The 18,375-nt window shown below is 35.7% G+C and carries 18 protein-coding genes and 1 tRNA gene; all 19 read right to left on the bottom strand.

What is annotated here, in order from left to right; all coding sequences use genetic code 11:
- Positions 1-16: 16 nt before the first annotated feature.
- The 19 genes from ACKI3H_RS02615 to ACKI3H_RS02525 all read right to left on the bottom strand — a co-directional run bounded on the left by ACKI3H_RS02615 (position 17) and on the right by ACKI3H_RS02525 (position 18,369).
- Entirely contained in the window at positions 17-1,204 is a 1,188-nt protein-coding gene (locus ACKI3H_RS02615; RefSeq protein ID WP_407370732.1) for a phosphoglycerate kinase, read from the bottom strand.
- Positions 1,205-1,329: 125 nt separating this feature from the next.
- Positions 1,330-2,334 carry a type I glyceraldehyde-3-phosphate dehydrogenase gene (gene gap / locus ACKI3H_RS02610; RefSeq protein ID WP_407370731.1) on the bottom strand — a complete coding sequence of 335 codons (1,005 nt, stop codon included), beginning with the start codon at positions 2,332-2,334 and terminating at the stop codon, positions 1,330-1,332.
- Positions 2,335-2,375: 41 nt separating this feature from the next.
- Positions 2,376-3,413: a sugar-binding transcriptional regulator gene (locus tag ACKI3H_RS02605; RefSeq protein ID WP_407370730.1), complete on the bottom strand. Its 1,038-nt coding sequence runs from the start codon at positions 3,411-3,413 to the stop codon at positions 2,376-2,378.
- A 271-nt stretch (positions 3,414-3,684) separates the two neighbouring features.
- Entirely contained in the window at positions 3,685-4,212 is a 528-nt protein-coding gene (locus tag ACKI3H_RS02600; protein WP_407370729.1) for a DsbA family protein, read from the bottom strand.
- 203 nt (positions 4,213-4,415) lie between these two features.
- Positions 4,416-5,009, bottom strand: a complete 594-nt coding sequence (gene clpP / locus ACKI3H_RS02595; RefSeq protein WP_187948908.1) for an ATP-dependent Clp endopeptidase proteolytic subunit ClpP — start codon at positions 5,007-5,009, stop codon at positions 4,416-4,418.
- Between the two features lie 319 nt (positions 5,010-5,328).
- Positions 5,329-6,309, bottom strand: a complete 981-nt coding sequence (locus ACKI3H_RS02590) for a tRNA dihydrouridine synthase (protein WP_407370728.1) — start codon at positions 6,307-6,309, stop codon at positions 5,329-5,331.
- A gap of 372 nt (positions 6,310-6,681) precedes the next feature.
- Positions 6,682-6,753 (bottom strand) — tRNA-Arg (locus ACKI3H_RS02585).
- Positions 6,754-6,930: 177 nt separating this feature from the next.
- Positions 6,931-7,887: a DNA-binding protein WhiA gene (whiA, locus tag ACKI3H_RS02580; protein WP_407370727.1), complete on the bottom strand. Its 957-nt coding sequence runs from the start codon at positions 7,885-7,887 to the stop codon at positions 6,931-6,933.
- A 34-nt stretch (positions 7,888-7,921) separates the two neighbouring features.
- Entirely contained in the window at positions 7,922-8,938 is a 1,017-nt protein-coding gene (gene yvcK / locus ACKI3H_RS02575) for a uridine diphosphate-N-acetylglucosamine-binding protein YvcK (RefSeq protein WP_407370726.1), read from the bottom strand.
- Entirely contained in the window at positions 8,935-9,822 is an 888-nt protein-coding gene (gene rapZ, locus ACKI3H_RS02570) for an RNase adapter RapZ (protein ID WP_407370725.1), read from the bottom strand. Before rapZ ends, yvcK begins: the two co-directional genes overlap by 4 nt.
- Positions 9,823-10,025: 203 nt before the next feature.
- Complete coding sequence (locus ACKI3H_RS02565; protein ID WP_407370724.1) at positions 10,026-11,753, bottom strand: phospho-sugar mutase; 1,728 nt, start codon at positions 11,751-11,753, stop codon at positions 10,026-10,028.
- A 246-nt stretch (positions 11,754-11,999) separates the two neighbouring features.
- Positions 12,000-12,965, bottom strand: coding sequence for a thioredoxin-disulfide reductase (gene trxB, locus ACKI3H_RS02560; protein ID WP_407370723.1), 966 nt, complete (start codon positions 12,963-12,965; stop codon positions 12,000-12,002).
- Positions 12,966-13,070: 105 nt separating this feature from the next.
- Positions 13,071-13,502, bottom strand: coding sequence for a tetratricopeptide repeat protein (locus tag ACKI3H_RS02555; RefSeq protein WP_407370722.1), 432 nt, complete (start codon positions 13,500-13,502; stop codon positions 13,071-13,073).
- Positions 13,503-13,641: 139 nt separating this feature from the next.
- Positions 13,642-14,523 (bottom strand): UTP--glucose-1-phosphate uridylyltransferase GalU, encoded by an 882-nt coding sequence (galU, locus tag ACKI3H_RS02550; protein ID WP_350451132.1) that lies wholly within the window; start codon positions 14,521-14,523, stop codon positions 13,642-13,644.
- 45 nt (positions 14,524-14,568) lie between these two features.
- On the bottom strand, positions 14,569-15,573 hold the full coding sequence (locus ACKI3H_RS02545; protein WP_407370721.1) for an NAD(P)H-dependent glycerol-3-phosphate dehydrogenase: 1,005 nt from the start codon (positions 15,571-15,573) through the stop codon (positions 14,569-14,571).
- Positions 15,574-15,588: 15 nt separating this feature from the next.
- Positions 15,589-16,437 (bottom strand): prolipoprotein diacylglyceryl transferase, encoded by an 849-nt coding sequence (gene lgt, locus ACKI3H_RS02540; protein WP_407370720.1) that lies wholly within the window; start codon positions 16,435-16,437, stop codon positions 15,589-15,591.
- A 16-nt stretch (positions 16,438-16,453) separates the two neighbouring features.
- Positions 16,454-17,389 (bottom strand): HPr(Ser) kinase/phosphatase, encoded by a 936-nt coding sequence (gene hprK / locus ACKI3H_RS02535; RefSeq protein ID WP_407370719.1) that lies wholly within the window; start codon positions 17,387-17,389, stop codon positions 16,454-16,456.
- Between the two features lie 324 nt (positions 17,390-17,713).
- Complete coding sequence (locus tag ACKI3H_RS02530; RefSeq protein WP_407370718.1) at positions 17,714-18,064, bottom strand: phage holin family protein; 351 nt, start codon at positions 18,062-18,064, stop codon at positions 17,714-17,716.
- The gene (locus ACKI3H_RS02525) at positions 18,064-18,369 is read right to left on the bottom strand and encodes a PspC domain-containing protein (protein WP_407370717.1); all 306 of its coding nucleotides are present in this window, start codon (positions 18,367-18,369) and stop codon (positions 18,064-18,066) included. The genes ACKI3H_RS02530 and ACKI3H_RS02525 overlap by 1 nt, the downstream gene beginning before the upstream one ends.
- Positions 18,370-18,375: the final 6 nt, after the last annotated feature.

Raw genomic sequence — 18,375 nt, 5'->3', positions numbered from 1 at the left:
CTCTAATTGAACTAAATTATTTATCTGAAATTGATGCTACCCCTGGAAGTTCTTTACCTTCAAGGTATTCTAATGATGCTCCGCCACCTGTAGAGATGTGAGTAAATTGATCTGCAAAACCTAATTGCATTGCTGCAGCTGCAGAGTCTCCTCCACCAATAATAGTCGTTGCATCCGTTAAGTTAGCAATTGCTTCACAAACACCGATTGTTCCTTGAGCAAAGTTAGACATTTCAAATACGCCCATTGGTCCGTTCCATACAACTGTTTTAGCACCTTGTAATTCTTTGGTGAATAATTCAATTGTTTTTGGTCCAATATCAAGACCCATTTGATCAGCTGGTACAGCACCATCATGAATTTCAGTTGGTGCATCGTTACTGAATTCTGGAGATGTAACAGAGTCGATTGGCAAGACTAATTTGTCTCCGCCTTTTTCAATCAATGTTCTAGCTAATTCAATTTTGTCTTCTTCGACTAATGATTTCCCAATTTCAATACCTTTTGCAGCATAGAAAGTATACGTCATTCCGCCACCAATAAGAACTTTATCCGCTTTGCTTAATAAGTTTTCGATAACACCAATTTTATCACTAACTTTTGCTCCACCTAAAATTGCCACGAATGGACGTTTAGGTTCGTCAACTGCGCCACCAATAAATTTGATTTCTTTATCCATCAAGAAGCCAGCAGCACTTTCAAGATTTGAAGCAATCCCTACGTTAGAAGCATGCGCACGGTGAGCCGTACCAAATGCATCATTAACAAAAACATCGCCTAAGCCAGCCCAATATTTCCCAAGTTCAGGATCATTTTTGCTTTCTTTTTTACCATCGATGTCTTCAAAACGTGTATTTTCAACTACTAATACATCACCAGTGTTTAATCCAGCAATGGCAGTTTCTAATACTTCACCACGTGTTTCAGGTACAAATGTTACATTTTTTCCTAATAATTCGCTTAAACGATCAGCGACTGGACGTAAACTTTTGCCTTCTTTATCTTCTTCAGTTTTCACTTTACCTAAGTGAGAGAATAATATTACTTTCCCACCTTGTTCAATAATATATTGAATTGTTGGCAATGCTGCTTGAATACGGTTGTCATTGGTAATAACTCCGTCTTTCATTGGAACATTGAAGTCTGCACGCACTAAAACTTTTTTACCATTAAGGTCTAAATCAGTTACAACTTTTTTTACCATTAAGGTTCCTCCTCTAAAGAGCGATTATGTGTAAATACTAATCTTTGAAAAAAGAAAAGCGAGGAAGCGCGCTGCCTCCCCGCTTTTTACTATTCTCTATCCTAATTTAAGTTTCTTGTTAAAGATTAACCTAATTTAGCAAAGTATTCTAAAGTACGAATTAATTGTGAAGTATATGACATTTCGTTGTCATACCAAGCAACAGTTTTAACGATTTGTTTGTCACCAACAGTGATAACTTTCGTTTGTGTTGCATCGTATAATGAACCAAATGACATTCCTAAGATATCAGAAGAAACGATTGCATCTTCAGTGTATCCGTAAGATTCGTTAGCAGCTGCTTTCATTGCTGCATCTACTTCTTCAGCAGTTACTTTTGTTCTTAATACTGTTTGTAATTCAGTTAATGAACCAGCAGCAACAGGAACACGTTGTGCAGCTCCATCTAATTTACCTTTTAATTCTGGTAATACTTCACCGATTGCTTTAGCAGCACCAGTTGTGTTAGGAATAATATTAGCTGCTGCAGCACGAGCACGACGGAAGTCGCCTTTTGGATGTGGAGCATCTAATGTGTTTTGATCACCCGTGTAAGCGTGGATAGTTGTCATTAATCCTAATTCAATACCAAATTTGTCATTTAGTACTTGAGCCATAGGAGCTAAACAGTTAGTAGTACAAGAAGCACCAGAGATAACTGTTTCAGAACCATCAAGAGTTTCGTGGTTTACATTGTAAACGATTGTTTTCATGTTACCAGTTGCTGGTGCAGAAATAACAACTTTTTTTGCTCCTGCTTTGATGTGTAATTCAGCAGCTTCTTGAGTAGTGAAGAAACCAGTACATTCTAATACGATTTCAACTCCAAGCTCTCCCCATGGAAGTTCTTCTGGGTTGCGGTTGCTTAAAACTTTGATGTCTTTACCATTAACAGTAAATGCGCCATCTTTAACTTCCACGTCACCGTTGAAACGTCCTTGTGTTGTATCATATTTTAATAAGTGAGCTAACATTTTTGGATCTGTTAAGTCGTTAACTGCTACCACTTCAATACCTTCTAATTCTTGAATACGACGGAATGCAAGACGTCCAATACGTCCAAAACCGTTGATACCTACTTTAACTGTCATAAATAGATTTCCTCCTTTAGGAATCATGCAATATATTTATTTTAAAGGGTTATCCCTGTTAAAATCTCGTTAGCAGCACCCTCATCTGTGATGAGCCACGTATGGCGTGGTGCCTTTTTCATATGAGCCTCAATTGCTTTCGCTTTGGATTTACCACCAGCTACTGCGATCACACTAGCAATATCTGCCAGTTTTTCAGATTGCAAACCAATGCGTGGTATTTTGTAGACCACTTCACCAGACTGATTGTAAAATTCTCCAAATGCTTCCCCAACTGCTGCTTTAGTTTCAATCAGAGCTAGAACTTCTTCATTCATCCCTCTGCGTTCTGCCATAAGCTTAGCGTCTCCGATGCTATATAAAACACAATTCGCATCGTCAACCAACTTAAGTGTTTTTTTTATTCCCGGTTCTTGTAATAGCGGTTTATATGTTTCTACGCTTACTTGTTCCGGAACATAAAGAACACGGTTTTTGCCATTCGTTTTTTGTGCCATTAAAGCACTAATTGAATTAGCTTGAATATCGACCGATTCACCTAATCCACCTCTGGCAGGAACAAACATTAACTTTCTTTTGTGAGAAAGAGTTTCATTCATTTGATTTGCCACTTCTGCCATAGTAGTACCACCCATAATAGCAATAATATTATCGCCTTCTGGAAGTAAAAAGTCTAAAGCTTCTACGGCAGCACGACCCATCTCTTCATGTAATTTCGACTGTTCATCTACATCACCAGAAATAATCACACAGTGTTCAATCTCCAAATAAGAAGCGAGTTTTTTCTCTTTCTCTTTCATCCCCAAAAGTTGACCCATTAACTGATCCAATTGGTGGTAAACGGATTCCCCTTTTTCGGTTAGCTCCATTCCCATTTTTGAAGTTTTTATCAACCCTTGTTTCTTTAAGCCTTCTGATTCTGTACGTAAGACACGTTCTGTAATCCCCATACGATCAGATACAACTCTTCTTCCAACAGGACCCAATAAAAAAACATTGCGCAAAATATGGTAACGATTCTGCAGTGTATACATGATATCTGGAATGACTTCTTCAATAACAGATAATACATTTTGCATAAGCGACCTCTTTCTACGTTGGTCGCTTTGTGACCGCGTTAGTCGTTCAGCGACCATTGCTACTTAAAAAAACAAGAGAATCAAAATGAAAATCAAACTTTCAGTTTCCTGTACTTGTTTTCTTATCATTCAACAACAGCACTAAACAAAGTGCTATTACCATCTCTCACAACGTTAATTGTACCAGTTATCTATTAATCTTTCAACTATTATGTTTATAAGTTTTCCATTAAAATTGTGTAGAAGATATGTCTTTTTCACAAGCTATTTTTTAAATGCGCGCTTCAATCAAGTTTTTGAGTTCTTGTTGCGTAATATGCTCATCAAAAATTTCTTCATCAATAAACACGGTCGGTACAAATACAACATTTGCTTGGTTTGCCTCTTGGATAATTTCTTGAGCTGCCAATTCATTTGATTGTAAGGATAAATTTCTTTTCTCAACTACATAAGCAGCTATATCATCAAACGATTCTAAATATCCCCACTCTTCTTGGTGAGCAAAAAAGAAATCGATGTCTTCAAGCGCCTTTTCAGGATTTGAATAGTCTAAATAACGGTGCACAACGTTTCCTTTTTTCAAACTCGGTTTTTCCTTATCAAAATGCTTAATGATTCGCTGCACTTTTCCAGCAAAAACATAGTCGTTTAGTACATCTTTTGAATCTTCGTACCACATTTTACAATAAGGGCATTTTAAATTAATAAATTCAATCACTTTAACTGGAGCGTCATCACTTCCAATTTTAATTCCATGGGTTGTGTTTACTTTGTCTGCCTTTATATTGCTGATATCCATTAAATATCCTCCCTTAATTCGTTTATTAGCTTCATTATACAGATAATAGTGGATCAATTAAATGGATTCGACTCATTTAGTCGGTCGGCTGACTATAAGAGCAAAGAAAAAAGAGACTGAAGCGGTGCTCCAATCTCTTTTTTCTTTACTCTTCAGATGTATCGCTTGTCTAATGCCTTACTTATCTAGACGAGTCTGTACTATTAGCTTAATGCTGAACTGTTTTCCATAATTTCATCAATTAAACCATAAGCTTTTGCATCTTCTGCAGACATGTAGTTATCACGATCTGTATCACGTTGGATGACTTCTATTGGTTGACCTGTACGGTCAGATAAAATTTTATTCAAGCGTTCACGAGTTTTTAAAATGTGACGAGCAGCAATTTCAATTTCCGTAGCTTGTCCTTGAGATCCGCCTGATGGTTGGTGAATCATGATTTCAGCATTCGGTAATGCATAACGTTTTCCTTTTGTACCAGCTGTTAATAAGAAACTTCCCATTGAAGCAGCCATTCCCATTGCAATGGTTTGTACATCTGCTTTAATAAAGTTCATTGTATCAAAAATCGCTAAACCAGCAGTTACACTACCACCTGGAGAATTAATATAAATATAAATATCTTTTTCAGAATCTTGTGCATCTAAAAATAACAGCTGAGCAATTACAGCATTTGCTAAATCATCGTCTACTGGACCACTTAACATGATGATACGGTCTTTTAAAAGACGTGAATAAATGTCATAGGCACGTTCACCTCTTGATGACTGTTCAATTACTGTAGGGACTAAATTCATAATTTGTTTCCTCCTCAATTGTTCGTTTCTTTTATAGCGTAACTAAACGATTTACACTATGAGTTACTAAGTGTATTTTACTTCATTGGTCAAAAAAGGTCAATTTTTTTCGTTTGCTAATTTTGAAAAAAAGTGATTAGAATTTATATTCTAATCACAAAAATTGTCTTAAAGACTTTGATACAATTCAATCACTTTCAATAAAATAATTATAACATAAATAAATTATCCAAAAAATTAAAAGCTTCTAAATGATCATAATTTACTTTACCTTTTATCCACCATAAGAATGAGAATATTAATGGTGAGATAATCATTGCTATTCCCCTAAAATATCCTTATTCTTCTCTTCAAATTCATCAAGTAATGCACGGGCTTGATTTGTTGTTTCTGTTTCCATCAACTGTACTCTTAAGTCACTTGCTCCACGAATACCACGAACATAGATTTTAAAAAAACGACGAAGTGGTCTGAATGCACGGGGTTCATCAACGGTATATTTATCAAAAAGATTTAAGTGCAATCTAAATAGATTCAGCAATTCTTGGCTGCTGTGCTCTTTTGGTTCTTTTTCAAACGCATAAGGGTTGTGAAAAACACCTCGCCCAATCATAACGCCATCCACACCATACTCTTCAACAAGTTTCAAACCAGTTTCGCGGTCCGGAATGTCTCCGTTGATCGTCAAAAGTGTTTGAGGTGCAATTTCATCGCGCAATTTCTTGATTTCTGAAATCATTTCCCAGTGTGCATTGCCTTTACTCATTTCTTTTCTTGTGCGTAAATGGATAGAAAGGTTAGCAATATCTTGTTCAAATACGTGTGTCAACCAATCACGCCATTCATCGATATTTGTATAGCCAAGTCGGGTCTTGACGCTTACTGGTAGCCCTCCTGTTTTTGCTGCTTGGATCAAATCTGCTGCAACTGTAGCACGACGAATAAGGCCACTACCTTTTCCTTTACCTGCAACATTCGGTACCGGACAGCCCATATTAATATCGATTCCTTTAAAACCTTGTTCTGCCATACCAATGCTCATTTGACGGAAGTGTTCTGGTTCGTCTCCCCATATATGAGCTACCATAGGTTGTTCGTCTTCAGTAAATGTTAAACGACCACGGACACTATCACGTCCTTCTGGATGACAATAGCTAACGGTATTTGTAAACTCTGTAAAAAATACATCTGGTTTACCTGCTGCACTCACTACATGGCGAAACACGACATCCGTTACATCTTCCATCGGTGCCAATACAAAAAACGGACGTGGCAAATCTTGCCAAAAATTTTCTTTCATTTTAACTAATCGATCCTTCCATGATGGGCTATCAGCAAATACTTTCACCCAAATTATATATATAAACTATATAGCCGTTCAATAATGATTTTTAACAGTTGGAATTATACAGCCCTTTGTAAAATAAGTCCACATCGTTTCCTATAGATATTCTACCTTTTGTTTCCTCATATAAAAGACGGTTAAGCAACTATATCAAAATCCCGAAAACTATTATAGAATCAATGTGATAGAAAAAAAGATCCAAAAATCGTAAGTATTTCCACGAAATCCGGGTCTGAATTTTACATGTATTCTCTTCAATAGTATCTGGTATTTGTACGAAACACGTTTCAAAGTGTTGCTGTACCAACATCATTAGGCTTACTTAAATGCCCCCTGAGGGAATCGAACCCCCATTTCAAGAATCGGAATCTTGCGTGATATCCATTACACTAAGGGGACTGATATACTCAAACAAATCTGCTTCAGTTACAATCCTATTTTGACAATCGCCAAAACACCAACTATTACAGTGTAGCCCAGTTATAATGAAAAAACAAGGAGAATTTATAGACTGACCAAGTCTACATTTCTCTCCCAACCGAGAAATTTCTTGCATGTCTTTATACCTATACTTTTTTAATTGCTTGCAACGGATCTTGTACGTTCCTTAGTTCTTAAGTTTTCTGCCATCTCATTCAACTTGCGCAAGCGGTGATTGATTCCGGATTTACTAATCGTTCCACTAGGGATCATTTCTCCTAATTCTTTTAGCGTTACTTCTGGATATTCTAAACGCACAAGCGCGATTTCTCTTAATTTTGTTGGAATTTTATCTAATCCAATCATTTCATCGATAAATTTAATGCTTTCAATCTGTTTACTTGCCGCGTCAATCGTCTTATTTAAATTGGCATTTTCACAATTGACCAAACGATTTACTGAATTTCTCATATCTCTGATTATTCGTACATCTTCAAACTTAAGCATGCCACTTGTTGCGCCAATCAATGCTAAAAAATCTGCAATTTTTTCTGCTTCTTTCAAATAAGTAATGTATCCATTGCGTCTTTCTAATGTACGAGCATTCATATCGAACTGATTCATCATTTGACAGATATCATCATTATGTTCCTCATAACTTGAATGGATTTCAAGATGGTAACGACTAGTTTCTGGATTATTTACGGATCCTCCTGCTAAAAAAGCGCCTCGTAAATACGATTTTACTTTTTGAGTATTCGCCATTACTTCATCAGAAACATGACTATGAAAAGACATCCCTTCCATAATAGATAAATCTGAGAGCACTTCCTTAGTGCCGTGTTTTAAACGTACAATATAAACATTGTTTTTCTTTAATTTCATTTTCCGGCGAACCAACAATTCACTTTCAACATCAAAATGATCTTTCAGCAACACGTATATTCTTCTTGCAATAGCTGCATTTTCAGTTTGTACGTTTAGAATGAATTTTTTATCTACTAACCCAACCGTACCATTCATCCGAATCAAAGCTGCTAGTTCAGCTTTGGCGTGTTCTCTATGAACTTCTAATTGAGTCAATTCCTTTTTTACTTCTGAAGCATAAGACATGGAGTAACCCCCTTTCTATTATTTATTCTCACATTTAATAACTATTTCTTTTTTCTAACCGTCTATTGTCAAAAGCTAATTTAAATAATTCATCCACAACTTTTGTTCCATTATGAAAGACTCCTTGGTCTCTTAATTCAAGGAAATCATCTGATATAATAGAAGGAACTTCCTCAGCTAACCCTTTAAAATCATGGGCTACTTGTACTAAGTACTCATTATAGCGTTCGGTATCCATATAATTTTCCGGAACTTCACCAATATTGACCAAGACTGTATCAATAAATTTTTTACTTAAGTGTTGATGCAACACGCATACGTGATCAGCATCCGTAAAATTTTCAGTTTCGCCAAGCTGAGTCATGATATTGCAAATGTAAACGACTTTTGCTTTAGTTTCTTTGACTGCTTCCCCTAAATCATCAATCATTAAATTGGGTAAAATACTAGTGAATAAGCTTCCTGGTCCTAAAACGACCATATCTGCATCATGAATAGCTGCAATGACTTTTCTAGAAGCTTTAGCTTTATGATCATCTGCTACTGTTGTTACATATACACGTTCTATTTTTTTTCTTTCTTTAGCAATTTTTGATTCGCCTGAAATTTTAGACTTATCTTCAAAAATGGCATGCAACGTTAATGGTTCTTCTGCTGCTGGGTAAACATGTCCCTCTACTAACATCATTTTAGACAATAATTGAATGGCTTCAAAAATACTCCCTCTCATTTCAGACATAGCTGCAATAACGAGATTCCCAATTGAGTGTCCTGCTAAAAAATTATCATTTGTATCAAATCGATACTGAAAAATTTCTTTTTGAGCAGGAGGAATATTGGAAAGTGAAATTAGTACGTTACGAATATCTCCTGGAGGAACGATATTCGCATAATTCCTTAACGTTCCGCTACTTCCTCCATCATCAGCAACGGTTACAATGGCTGTTACATCTGCATCTTTTGATTTTAAGCCATTCAAAATTACAGGTAATCCAGTACCTCCGCCAATGACCACAATTTTAGGTCTATTTTTCTTTCTTTCTTGTATCATGAACGATTCACCGATTCTTTAACCTTCCCTTTATCGCGATGAGTAACATGAACAGGATACCCATCGATTTCGATTTTCTGAGCAATCCGTTCTACTAAGGCTACAGATCGGTGTTTTCCACCTGTGCAGCCAATTGCGATAGTAACGTTGTTTTTACCTTCTTTTTTGTATCCCGGCAAAATATACTCTAATAAATCTGTAAATTTACGATAAAATATTTCTGTTTCTGGTTGTTTCATTACATAGTCATAAACAGGTTTATCTTGACCAGTTAACGGTCTTAAATTATCAATATAATGAGGATTAGGTAGAAAGCGAACATCCATCACTACATCTGCATCAATTGGTAACCCATATTTGAATCCAAATGATACCATTTCTATTCTAAATAACTCAGTATCATTGGTTTTAAAATTACTATTGATTTTTTCTCTTAATTGCCGTGGCGTCAATTTTGTTGTATCAATCACAATTTGTGCTCGGCCTTTTATGTCTTCTAATAATTCTCTTTCTTTTTTTATTCCTACAATAAGACGTCCATTCATTGCTAAAGGATGTGTGCGTCGCGTTTCTTTATAACGCGAAACCAATTCTTCATCACTGGCATCTAAATAAACTATCTTTGTAGTCACAAAAGAGGTATTATCCATAGATTCCAAAGCTGTTACGATTTCTTCAAAGAAGGCTCTCGAACGCAGATCAATCACTAAAGCAATTTTTGTTAATTTACCAGATTCTTTAACTAATTCCCAAAATTTCGGCAGTAAGCTTGGCGGCATATTGTCCACACAAAAATAACCCATATCCTCAAAACTTTGCATTGCCACTGTTTTACCTGCTCCACTCATTCCAGTAAGAATGACTAATTGTAGACTATCTACCATCTTATTCGCCTCTTTCTTTTGGTTCTTTGGACTTTACCTAATATATTATATCACGCCGGGTGTGTCATGTATAGTTATCTCAAGCTTTTCTTTGAAACTTAATCCATCCTTAGTCAATTTACCCAAGATCCAACTTTTTTATTTTAAATAGCATGAAAAAACAACGCAATTTTAACTACTTTGCGTTGTTTTTTCGCTACTTTTTATTCGTTTACGATTGAATTGATGCTTTCTTCAAGACGAATAACTTTATTTTCAATCTCTACTCCTGAATCATCACATGCGCCAATGTAGAATTTAATTTTTGGTTCTGTTCCTGACGGACGGATAGCAATCCAACTGTTGTCGACTAACTTGTATTTCAAAACGTCAGCTGTAGGCATATCAATCTCTTCTATTGTTCCATCATGAAGTGTACGTTTAGCAATTGAAAAATCTTCTACACTTTCTACTTCAATTCCTGCAAACTCTTTAGGAGACCCTTCTCGGAACTTCACCATTAACGCTTTGATTTTTTCAGCTCCAGTAATACCTTGCATGCTGATGGAAATCGTTTTTTCTTTAAAGTGTCCATAATCATGGAAAATTTGTGCCAAACCATCATATAAAGTATCACCTTTTTGTTTATAATACGCAGCTACTTCTGCAATCAGTACAAGAGCCTGAATAGCATCTTTATCCCGTACAAATGGTGAAACAAGGTAACCATAGCTTTCTTCAAACCCGAACAAGAACGTTTGACTGCCATCTGTTTCATATTGCTTGATTTTTTCAGCGATAAATTTAAATCCTGTCAAAACGTCGACCATTTCAACATTAAAACGCTCTGCAATGTGTGTTGGTAATTCACTTGACACAATTGATTTAAGAGCCACACCGTTAGCAGGTAATGTTCCAGCTTCATTTTGTGCAGTTAATAAATAGTGCAACATCAAGCTAGCAATTTGATTTCCTGTTAACACTTCATAATGACCTTCTGCAGTCTTAACAGCTATTCCCAAGCGGTCAGCATCTGGATCTGTTGCAACTAATACATCAGCATCAATTTCTTTACCTAACTTGATTGCATATTCAAATGCGCCAGGTTCCTCAGGATTAGGAGATTTAACTGTTGAAAAATCAGGATCTGCTTCAGCTTGTTCTGGAACAAGATAAATAGATTCAAAGCCGGCATTTTTCAAAGCTCTTTCACCTAACATTTTTCCAGTTCCATGAAGTGGCGTATAGACTAATTTCATCTCTTTGCTCATTTCCTTCACTAACTCTGGATTAACTGTAACTTTTTTCACATTTTTTAAGTATTCACTATCTACTTCTTCTCCAATAATCGTAAGTAGTCCTTGTGATTCAAGATCTTCTTGTGATAACACATCAATTTCAAGAATATTTTCGACACTGCGAACATAGTCTGTTAAAGCATTTGCTTCTTTAGGTGGCATTTGTCCGCCGTCTTCTCCGTACACTTTGTATCCATTATATTCAGCCGGATTATGACTTGCTGTAATCATGATTCCTGCAAATGCATTTAAATGACGAACAGCAAAAGATAATTCTGGTGTTGGACGAAGACTTTCAAAAACAAAAGCCGGAATTCCATGTGCTCCAAGTGTTCTTGCAGCTTCCATAGCAAATTCTGGAGACTTATGTCTTGAATCATAAGCGATTGCGACTCCACGTTTTTGCGTTTCTTTTCCAAGGCTGTCCATAAAACGAGCTAGTCCTTCTGTTGCTTGTCTTACTGTGTAAGCATTCATACGATTAACACCCGCACCAATGATTCCACGCATGCCTGCCGTTCCAAATTCTAGAGGAGCATAAAATGCATCTTCTAATGTATCCGAATCATCTTTTAAAGATTTTAATTCTTCTTTTAATTCAGTTTCTAAATCATTAAAATTTTCCCAAAGTTGATAAGTCTCTCTCCAGCTCATTTCAATTCACCCTTTACATAATTAGTAGTATTTTGTTTTTCGTTAACGCTTCCCTTGTAAGTATAACACTTCTTATCCATCCTGGCACACAATTCAATTCGAATAATCAGCTAACTTTTTTGATTTATTAACAATTTTAATTATAAAATAATTATCTGTACGAATAACGTTAATTTCTATAAAAAAAGGAACAAGATTTCTCTTGTTCCTTTCTTTGTTACTTTTTAAATTTATTTTTCTTTACTATTAATTTGAAGTAATCGCTTTTGCTTCTAAGCTTTCTTTCAGTTTCTCAACATAGTGGAAAACGGCATTCCCTGCTAAACTGCCGTCACCAACAGCTGTTGCAACTTGACGTAAAGGAGTTAAACGAACATCTCCAATAGCAAAAATTCCAGGTTGTGAAGTCTCCATTGTTTCATTAGTTGGAATCCAACCTTCTTCATCCGTAATGCCTAAGTCTCTAAATTTGTCTGTATTTGGCAAGATACCAACATAAATAAATGCGCCATCTGCAGGAAATTCTTTGACTTCACTTGTATGAACGTTTCTAATTTTGACACCAGTTACTTTGTTGTCATCACCATAAATATTTTCTACGGTAGAATCCCAAATGAAATCAACTTTTTCATTCTTAAACGCTCTATCTTGAAGAATTTTTTGGGCTCTTAGCTCATCACGACGGTGAATAATCGTAACTTTTTTAGCAAATTGAGTTAAATAAGTTCCTTCTTCAACAGCTGAGTCTCCTCCGCCAATAACTACTAACTCTTTATTACGGAAAAAAGCTCCATCACAAACGGCACAGTAAGAGACACCACGACCATTGTATTCATTTTCGCCACCAACATTTAATTTGCGGTGTTCTGCTCCTGTTGCAATAATGATCGAGCGCGTTTTAAAGATTTTTTTTCCAGCAATAATTGTTTTATATTCTGTTCCTTGTTGGATTTCTTGAACATCAGCATATGCATACTCTACTCCAAATTGTTTAGAACCTTCGAACATCTTTTCAGATAACTCTGGTCCTGCGATACTATTAAACCCAGGGTAATTTTCAATTTCTGCTGTATTGATCATTTGTCCACCGGGGACTCCACGTTCCAACATTAGTGTAGATAAATTAGATCTTGAAGCATACAAAGCAGCTGTCATGCCTGCTGGGCCGCTTCCAATAACAACGACATCATAAATTTTTTCTTGTATCTCCATTATAAAACCCCTCATTTTCTTTAATCATTTCATCTTACTGTACACCAATTTGTAAATAATCGCTACTTATTTGCTTACAAATTAGAAGTGAATAAGCATTTTTTCTTAAAAATCGTTTAATTCCATTTTTAGTGTTTCTTGCAACTCAGATGCTTCGTCAACAAAGTCACCGCCTGGGTCTAGAGTCAGGTATTGTTCTACTAATATTAATGACTGTTCTAAATCTTCTAAAAAAGCATAATTATTGGCTTGGAAATAGTAGGCTTCTGCAAAAATATCGCCGCTGTTTTTAATTAGTTCATCTAAAATTTCGATTGATTCATCGTATTCACCAGTATGTTGATAACAAATAGCTAATTGGCAAGAGGCGAAAATACTTTCCTCTTCATTTTTTGATAAGGTTACTGCTCGTGAGAAGTATTTTTTTGCACGATCCATTTCATTTTTTTGAAAGGCAGCAATTCCACGCTTAAAATAAAATTCACTTGTTGGAATAACTTCTATAATCGTCGCCTTTTGATTTTCAATTTCAGACATATGCAATCCTCCTCTAAAGTAACATTTACTAACCAGTATAGCATATAGGTGGTATTTTTAATAGGTCTTGTTCAAGCCAAAAAACTACAAAGAGGTGAACAATTTCTCGTTCACCTCTTTGTAGTTTAGCTAGTGTAGATTATTCAGCTTCTAATTTTTTACCTAATTCAATAATGTATTCATTTAAAGAATCTTTTATCTCTGGGTGTTTCAAACCGTATTGAATGCTTGTTTTCAAAAAACCAAATTTATCTCCAACATCATAACGGGTTCCTTTAAACTCATGTGCAAAAACGCGTTGCGTTTTATTTAAAGTATCGATTGCATCCGTTAATTGAATTTCATTTCCAGCACCTGGTTCTTGTGTTTCTAAAATATCAAAAATTTCAGGGGTTAATAAGTAACGTCCAATGATCGCTAAATCACTTGGTGCATCTTCTGGATTTGGTTTTTCAACAAAACGACGAACATTATAGGTTGTTTCATCTACTTGTCCTTCTACATCAATGATTCCATACTTAGAGGTTTCTTCATGAGGAACTTTCATTACAGCAATGTTTGATGCATGGGTTTTGTCGTATCCGTTAATCAGTTGTTTGGTTAGTGGAACTTCATCTTCCATTAAATCATCTCCAAGCATAACAACAAATGGTTCATTTCCTACAAATGCTTTAGCTTGTAAGACTGCATCGCCTAATCCTTTTGGATACGATTGACGAACAAAAAATAAATTTAAACCGGTTGTTTCTTCTACTAATTCTAAAAGTTCCATTTTTCCTTTAGATTTTAGATTGGCTTCCAGTTCTGGATTTGAGTCAAAGTGATCTTCAATAGGACGTTTGCTTTTCCCAGTGACAATTAAAATATCCTCAATCCCTGAATTAATTGCTTCTTCTACAATAAACTGAATCGTTGGTTTGTCAACAATTGGCAGCATTTCTTTAGCCATAGCTTTTGTTGCTGGTAAAAACCGTGTTCCTAATCCTGCTGCTGGGATAATTGCTTTACGTACTTTTTGCATGTCTTTTATTCCTCCAATTGATTTAGATAATAGGTATTTCTTTCCTTATACTTCAGATTTTCCTTCTCGTTGCATCAATGAGACGATAATATCTTCGACTTTAGCTCCATTATACAATACTTCGTAAATTGCTGCAGTGATTGGCATCTCAATTCCTTTTTCCTGAGCTAATTCATAAGCTGCTTTAGTGGTTGCAATTCCTTCTACAACCATTCCCATACTTTCAAGAACTTCTTTCAAGCTGTTTCCTTTACCTAACATGTGACCAGCTCGCCAGTTTCTAGAATGGATACTTGTACAAGTGACAATTAAATCACCTACACCACTTAATCCAAGAAAAGTGATTGGATCTGCACCAAAAGCAACACCTAAACGACTTATTTCAGCTAATCCTCTAGTCATTAAGGCTGCCTTTGCATTATCTCCATAACCTAATCCTTGAAGTGCTCCGGCTCCTACTGCAATAATATTTTTTAAAGCTGCGCCCAATTCAACACCGATAATATCATCGTTGGTATAAATTCTAAAATAGTCATTCATAAATAATTCTTGTACGATTTTAGCCGCGTCTTCATTTGTTGAAGCTGCAGTTATGGTTGTTAAATCTTTAAGCGCAACTTCTTCCGCATGGCTAGGACCTGATAAAGCTACTACCGCTTGGCGTTTTCTTACAGGAATTTCTTCTTCTAAAATTTCTGAAATGCGTTTGTGACTCTCTTGCTCTAGCCCTTTGCTTGCATGAACAATGACCGTTTTCTTAGTTAAAAATGGTGCAACACTCTTAGCGACTTCACGGATGGCTTTTGTTGGAACCACAAAAACGATCACGTCAACGTCTTTGATTGCTTCTTCAATATGATGAGTCGCTTTAATACTGTCCGCTAAAACAACTGCAGGCAAATAAAATTTATTGGTGTGTTTAAGATTAATTTCATCTGCTTGTTTTGCTTTATGACTCCATATACGAACATCATTCCCATTTCCTTCTAATACCATTGCTAAAGCTGTTCCCCAAGAACCCGCTCCTAAAACGGCTACTTTCTTTGACATTTTACTTAGGCTCCTTTATTTCGACTGTTTCTTTTCTGATTGATTCATTCCATCTAAATAATACGGAACTGGGGGGTAATCTCTTCTTCTGTAAATCCATAGACTAAGTGCTCCTATAAATAAAACAACGGAGACAGCTTGTGACACTCGAATAAAATCAAAAATCCATAAACTGTCTGTCCTAAGACCTTCTATAAAGAAACGTCCCAGAGAATACCATAGTACATAACTTAATGCCACTTCGCCTTGTCTAAATAAGTGCTTTTTATTTCGTAAGATAACGATTAGTAAAAAACCAGCTAAACTCCATAAAGACTCATATAAAAAAGTAGGTTGGTAGTAAACGCCATTAACTTCCATTTGCTTGATAATAAATTCAGGTAAGAATAGATTTTCCAAAAACGATCTCGTTACTTCTCCTCCATGTGCTTCTTGATTCATAAAATTGCCCCAACGTCCAATTGCTTGCGCTAGCAGTACGCTTGGTGCTAAAATATCCAACATTAACCAAAGTGGAATCCCATGTTTCTTTGTGTACCAGTAGACTGTTAGACCTCCCGCAATCAAGCCACCATAAATCGCTATACCACCATTCCAAATTGCTATAATTTCACCAGGATTTTGAAGATAATAGTCTAATTCAAATATTACATAATACAAACGTGCTCCAATGAAAGCTATCGGGAGCGCCCAAAGAGCCATATCCACGATATGTTCTCCATCAATTCCTCTTTTTTCAGCTTCTCGCATACTTAAAAAAATTGCCACAAATATAGCTGCAGCGATAATGATTCCGTACCAATATACATCAAGAGGTCCTAATGAAAAGGCAATCGGATTAATTGCTCCTAACAGATTGCTCATGCTTTAATCTCCAATCTTACTGTCCAGTTGAATTTTTTTTGATTAATTTTTCTAAATTGCGTTCGAATGTTTCAGTAGCATTGTATCCCATGATTTTTGCTCTGGTATTCATCGCTGCACTTTCAATAATGATTGCCAAGTTACGACCCGTTCTAACTGGAATCGAAATTTTTGGTACATCAACATTCAAAATACGCTGTTTTTCTTCTCCACTACCTAAACGATCATACGTTTTTTCTTTATCCCAAAGTTCTAAATTAACGACTAAATTAACGACTTTACTTAAACGGATTGATCCAACCCCAAATAGATTTACAACATCTATAATACCTATTCCACGAATCTCCATTAAATGACTTAAAATTTCAGGTGGCTCACCTACGATTTTTTTATCATCAATTACATATAATTCAATTCGATCATCGGCTACAAGTCTGTGTCCTCTTTTAATTAATTCCAAAGCTGTTTCACTTTTACCTACTCCACTATCTCCAGTGATCATAACGCCCATTCCATAAATATCTACTAGCACACCATGCATAGCAATACGCTCAGCTAATTCCGCTTCTAAGAAATTCGTTACATTGCTAGATAAACGCGTAGTTGATTGTGGGGATAAGAGTAAAGGAATGCTTTTTTCAGTTGTTGCTTGTACCAACTCTTTAGGAGGAGTTAGGCCTCTTGAAATAAGGAACGCAGGTGTATCTGGTTGACACATTCTCCGCATCACAATTAACCGTTCATCACTCGTCATTTGCTCAGAAAAAGAAATTTCAGTTCTCCCAAATAATTGGATACGTTCTTGAGGATAATAATTAAAATAACCAGTAAGTTCAAGACCTGGCCGTGAAATATCATCTGTTAAAATTTTACGATCAAGAAATTCTTCTCCGTTATGTACTTCTAACTTCAGAGAGTTTACTAATTGTTTTACAGTCACACTTTTGGTCATAATTTTTTCTCCTCTGTTTAAAGATCTTTTTTTTATTTCATTTTTAATGGTTTAAAACTACTATATGATTCTCATTTTACCATTTTAATCCTTCTGTTTAAAGGAAATAGAAAGAAAACCTATTCAAAAAAACTAAATGCTTTAACATTAGTCATTTTATAAGTTTAAATTTCTTTTAAAAACAAAAAAATAGTCATAGGAAATGAAACAACCGTCTCATCTCCTATGACTATCTGATTACTTTTATAAAATGCGTTAAAAAAAGACCCGGTTTCCAATTTAGAAAACTCGGGTCTTAAACTTATCTTTTCTCATATTGCCAATTCACTTAGGTTGTCTTAATTGACTATTTAATAACATATTAACTAGCGACATCAAGATAGCCACAAGCATTGTTGCTCCAAATGATGAAAATTCAAAACCGCTCCCTACAATTGCTGCGGTCATACTCAACATAGCTGCATTAATAACGATAGTGAAAAATCCAAGAGTTAAGAGAGTAATAGGTAGGGATAAGATGAATAAAATCGGCTTTACTGCCATATTCAAAATAGCCAAGACAAGGCTGGCGCCTAATGCTACCCATATGCTTTCTACATAGAACATATTTTGCAAAAAACCAGCTAAGGCTAAGAAAATCAATGCATTAACAATAATTTTTTGCCAAAATTTCACTAAAAGTCACTCCAGTCTTCCTCTTTAACTTTCTCAGCTTCTTTACGTGGTTCTTTTTTTTCTGGTCGCTTATTTCCAGGTTTGAATCCATACGTTCCTGTATTCTCTGAATTATTATTTCTAGGAGCTTCTGGAATCACGATAGCAAGTACGATATACAGAATAAACGGCGAACCTACACCGATTAAAGTAGCTGCTCCATAAATAATGCGGAGTATCGTTGGATCAAATCCGAAATATTCTGCGATTCCAGCTAAGACACCGCTCACCATTTTATTGTCTCTTGATTTAGTCAATTTTTTCATTTTCAT

Source organism: Carnobacterium sp., from assembly GCF_045617425.1.
GTDB lineage: Bacteria > Bacillota > Bacilli > Lactobacillales > Carnobacteriaceae > Carnobacterium_B.
Note: the sequence above shows the minus strand (reverse complement) of the source record. Positions and strands in the feature narration are given on the sequence as shown.

Coding starts and splice junctions, on each gene's coding strand:
- ACKI3H_RS02565 (WP_407370724.1), bottom strand. CDS start 11,753: ATGAGCTGGAGAGAGACTTATCAACTTTGGGAAAATTTTAATGATTTA.
- ACKI3H_RS02605 (WP_407370730.1), bottom strand. CDS start 3,413: ATGCAAAATGTATTATCTGTTATTGAAGAAGTCATTCCAGATATCATG.
- trxB (WP_407370723.1), bottom strand. CDS start 12,965: ATGGAGATACAAGAAAAAATTTATGATGTCGTTGTTATTGGAAGCGGC.
- ACKI3H_RS02600 (WP_407370729.1), bottom strand. CDS start 4,212: ATGGATATCAGCAATATAAAGGCAGACAAAGTAAACACAACCCATGGA.
- galU (WP_350451132.1), bottom strand. CDS start 14,523: ATGCAAAAAGTACGTAAAGCAATTATCCCAGCAGCAGGATTAGGAACA.
- clpP (WP_187948908.1), bottom strand. CDS start 5,009: ATGAATTTAGTCCCTACAGTAATTGAACAGTCATCAAGAGGTGAACGT.
- hprK (WP_407370719.1), bottom strand. CDS start 17,389: ATGACCAAAAGTGTGACTGTAAAACAATTAGTAAACTCTCTGAAGTTA.
- ACKI3H_RS02615 (WP_407370732.1), bottom strand. CDS start 1,204: ATGGTAAAAAAAGTTGTAACTGATTTAGACCTTAATGGTAAAAAAGTT.
- lgt (WP_407370720.1), bottom strand. CDS start 16,437: ATGAGCAATCTGTTAGGAGCAATTAATCCGATTGCCTTTTCATTAGGA.
- rapZ (WP_407370725.1), bottom strand. CDS start 9,822: ATGGTAGATAGTCTACAATTAGTCATTCTTACTGGAATGAGTGGAGCA.
- gap (WP_407370731.1), bottom strand. CDS start 2,334: ATGACAGTTAAAGTAGGTATCAACGGTTTTGGACGTATTGGACGTCTT.
- yvcK (WP_407370726.1), bottom strand. CDS start 8,938: ATGATACAAGAAAGAAAGAAAAATAGACCTAAAATTGTGGTCATTGGC.
- whiA (WP_407370727.1), bottom strand. CDS start 7,887: ATGTCTTATGCTTCAGAAGTAAAAAAGGAATTGACTCAATTAGAAGTT.
- ACKI3H_RS02525 (WP_407370717.1), bottom strand. CDS start 18,369: ATGAAAAAATTGACTAAATCAAGAGACAATAAAATGGTGAGCGGTGTC.
- ACKI3H_RS02590 (WP_407370728.1), bottom strand. CDS start 6,309: ATGAAAGAAAATTTTTGGCAAGATTTGCCACGTCCGTTTTTTGTATTG.
- ACKI3H_RS02555 (WP_407370722.1), bottom strand. CDS start 13,502: ATGTCTGAAATTGAAAATCAAAAGGCGACGATTATAGAAGTTATTCCA.
- ACKI3H_RS02545 (WP_407370721.1), bottom strand. CDS start 15,573: ATGTCAAAGAAAGTAGCCGTTTTAGGAGCGGGTTCTTGGGGAACAGCT.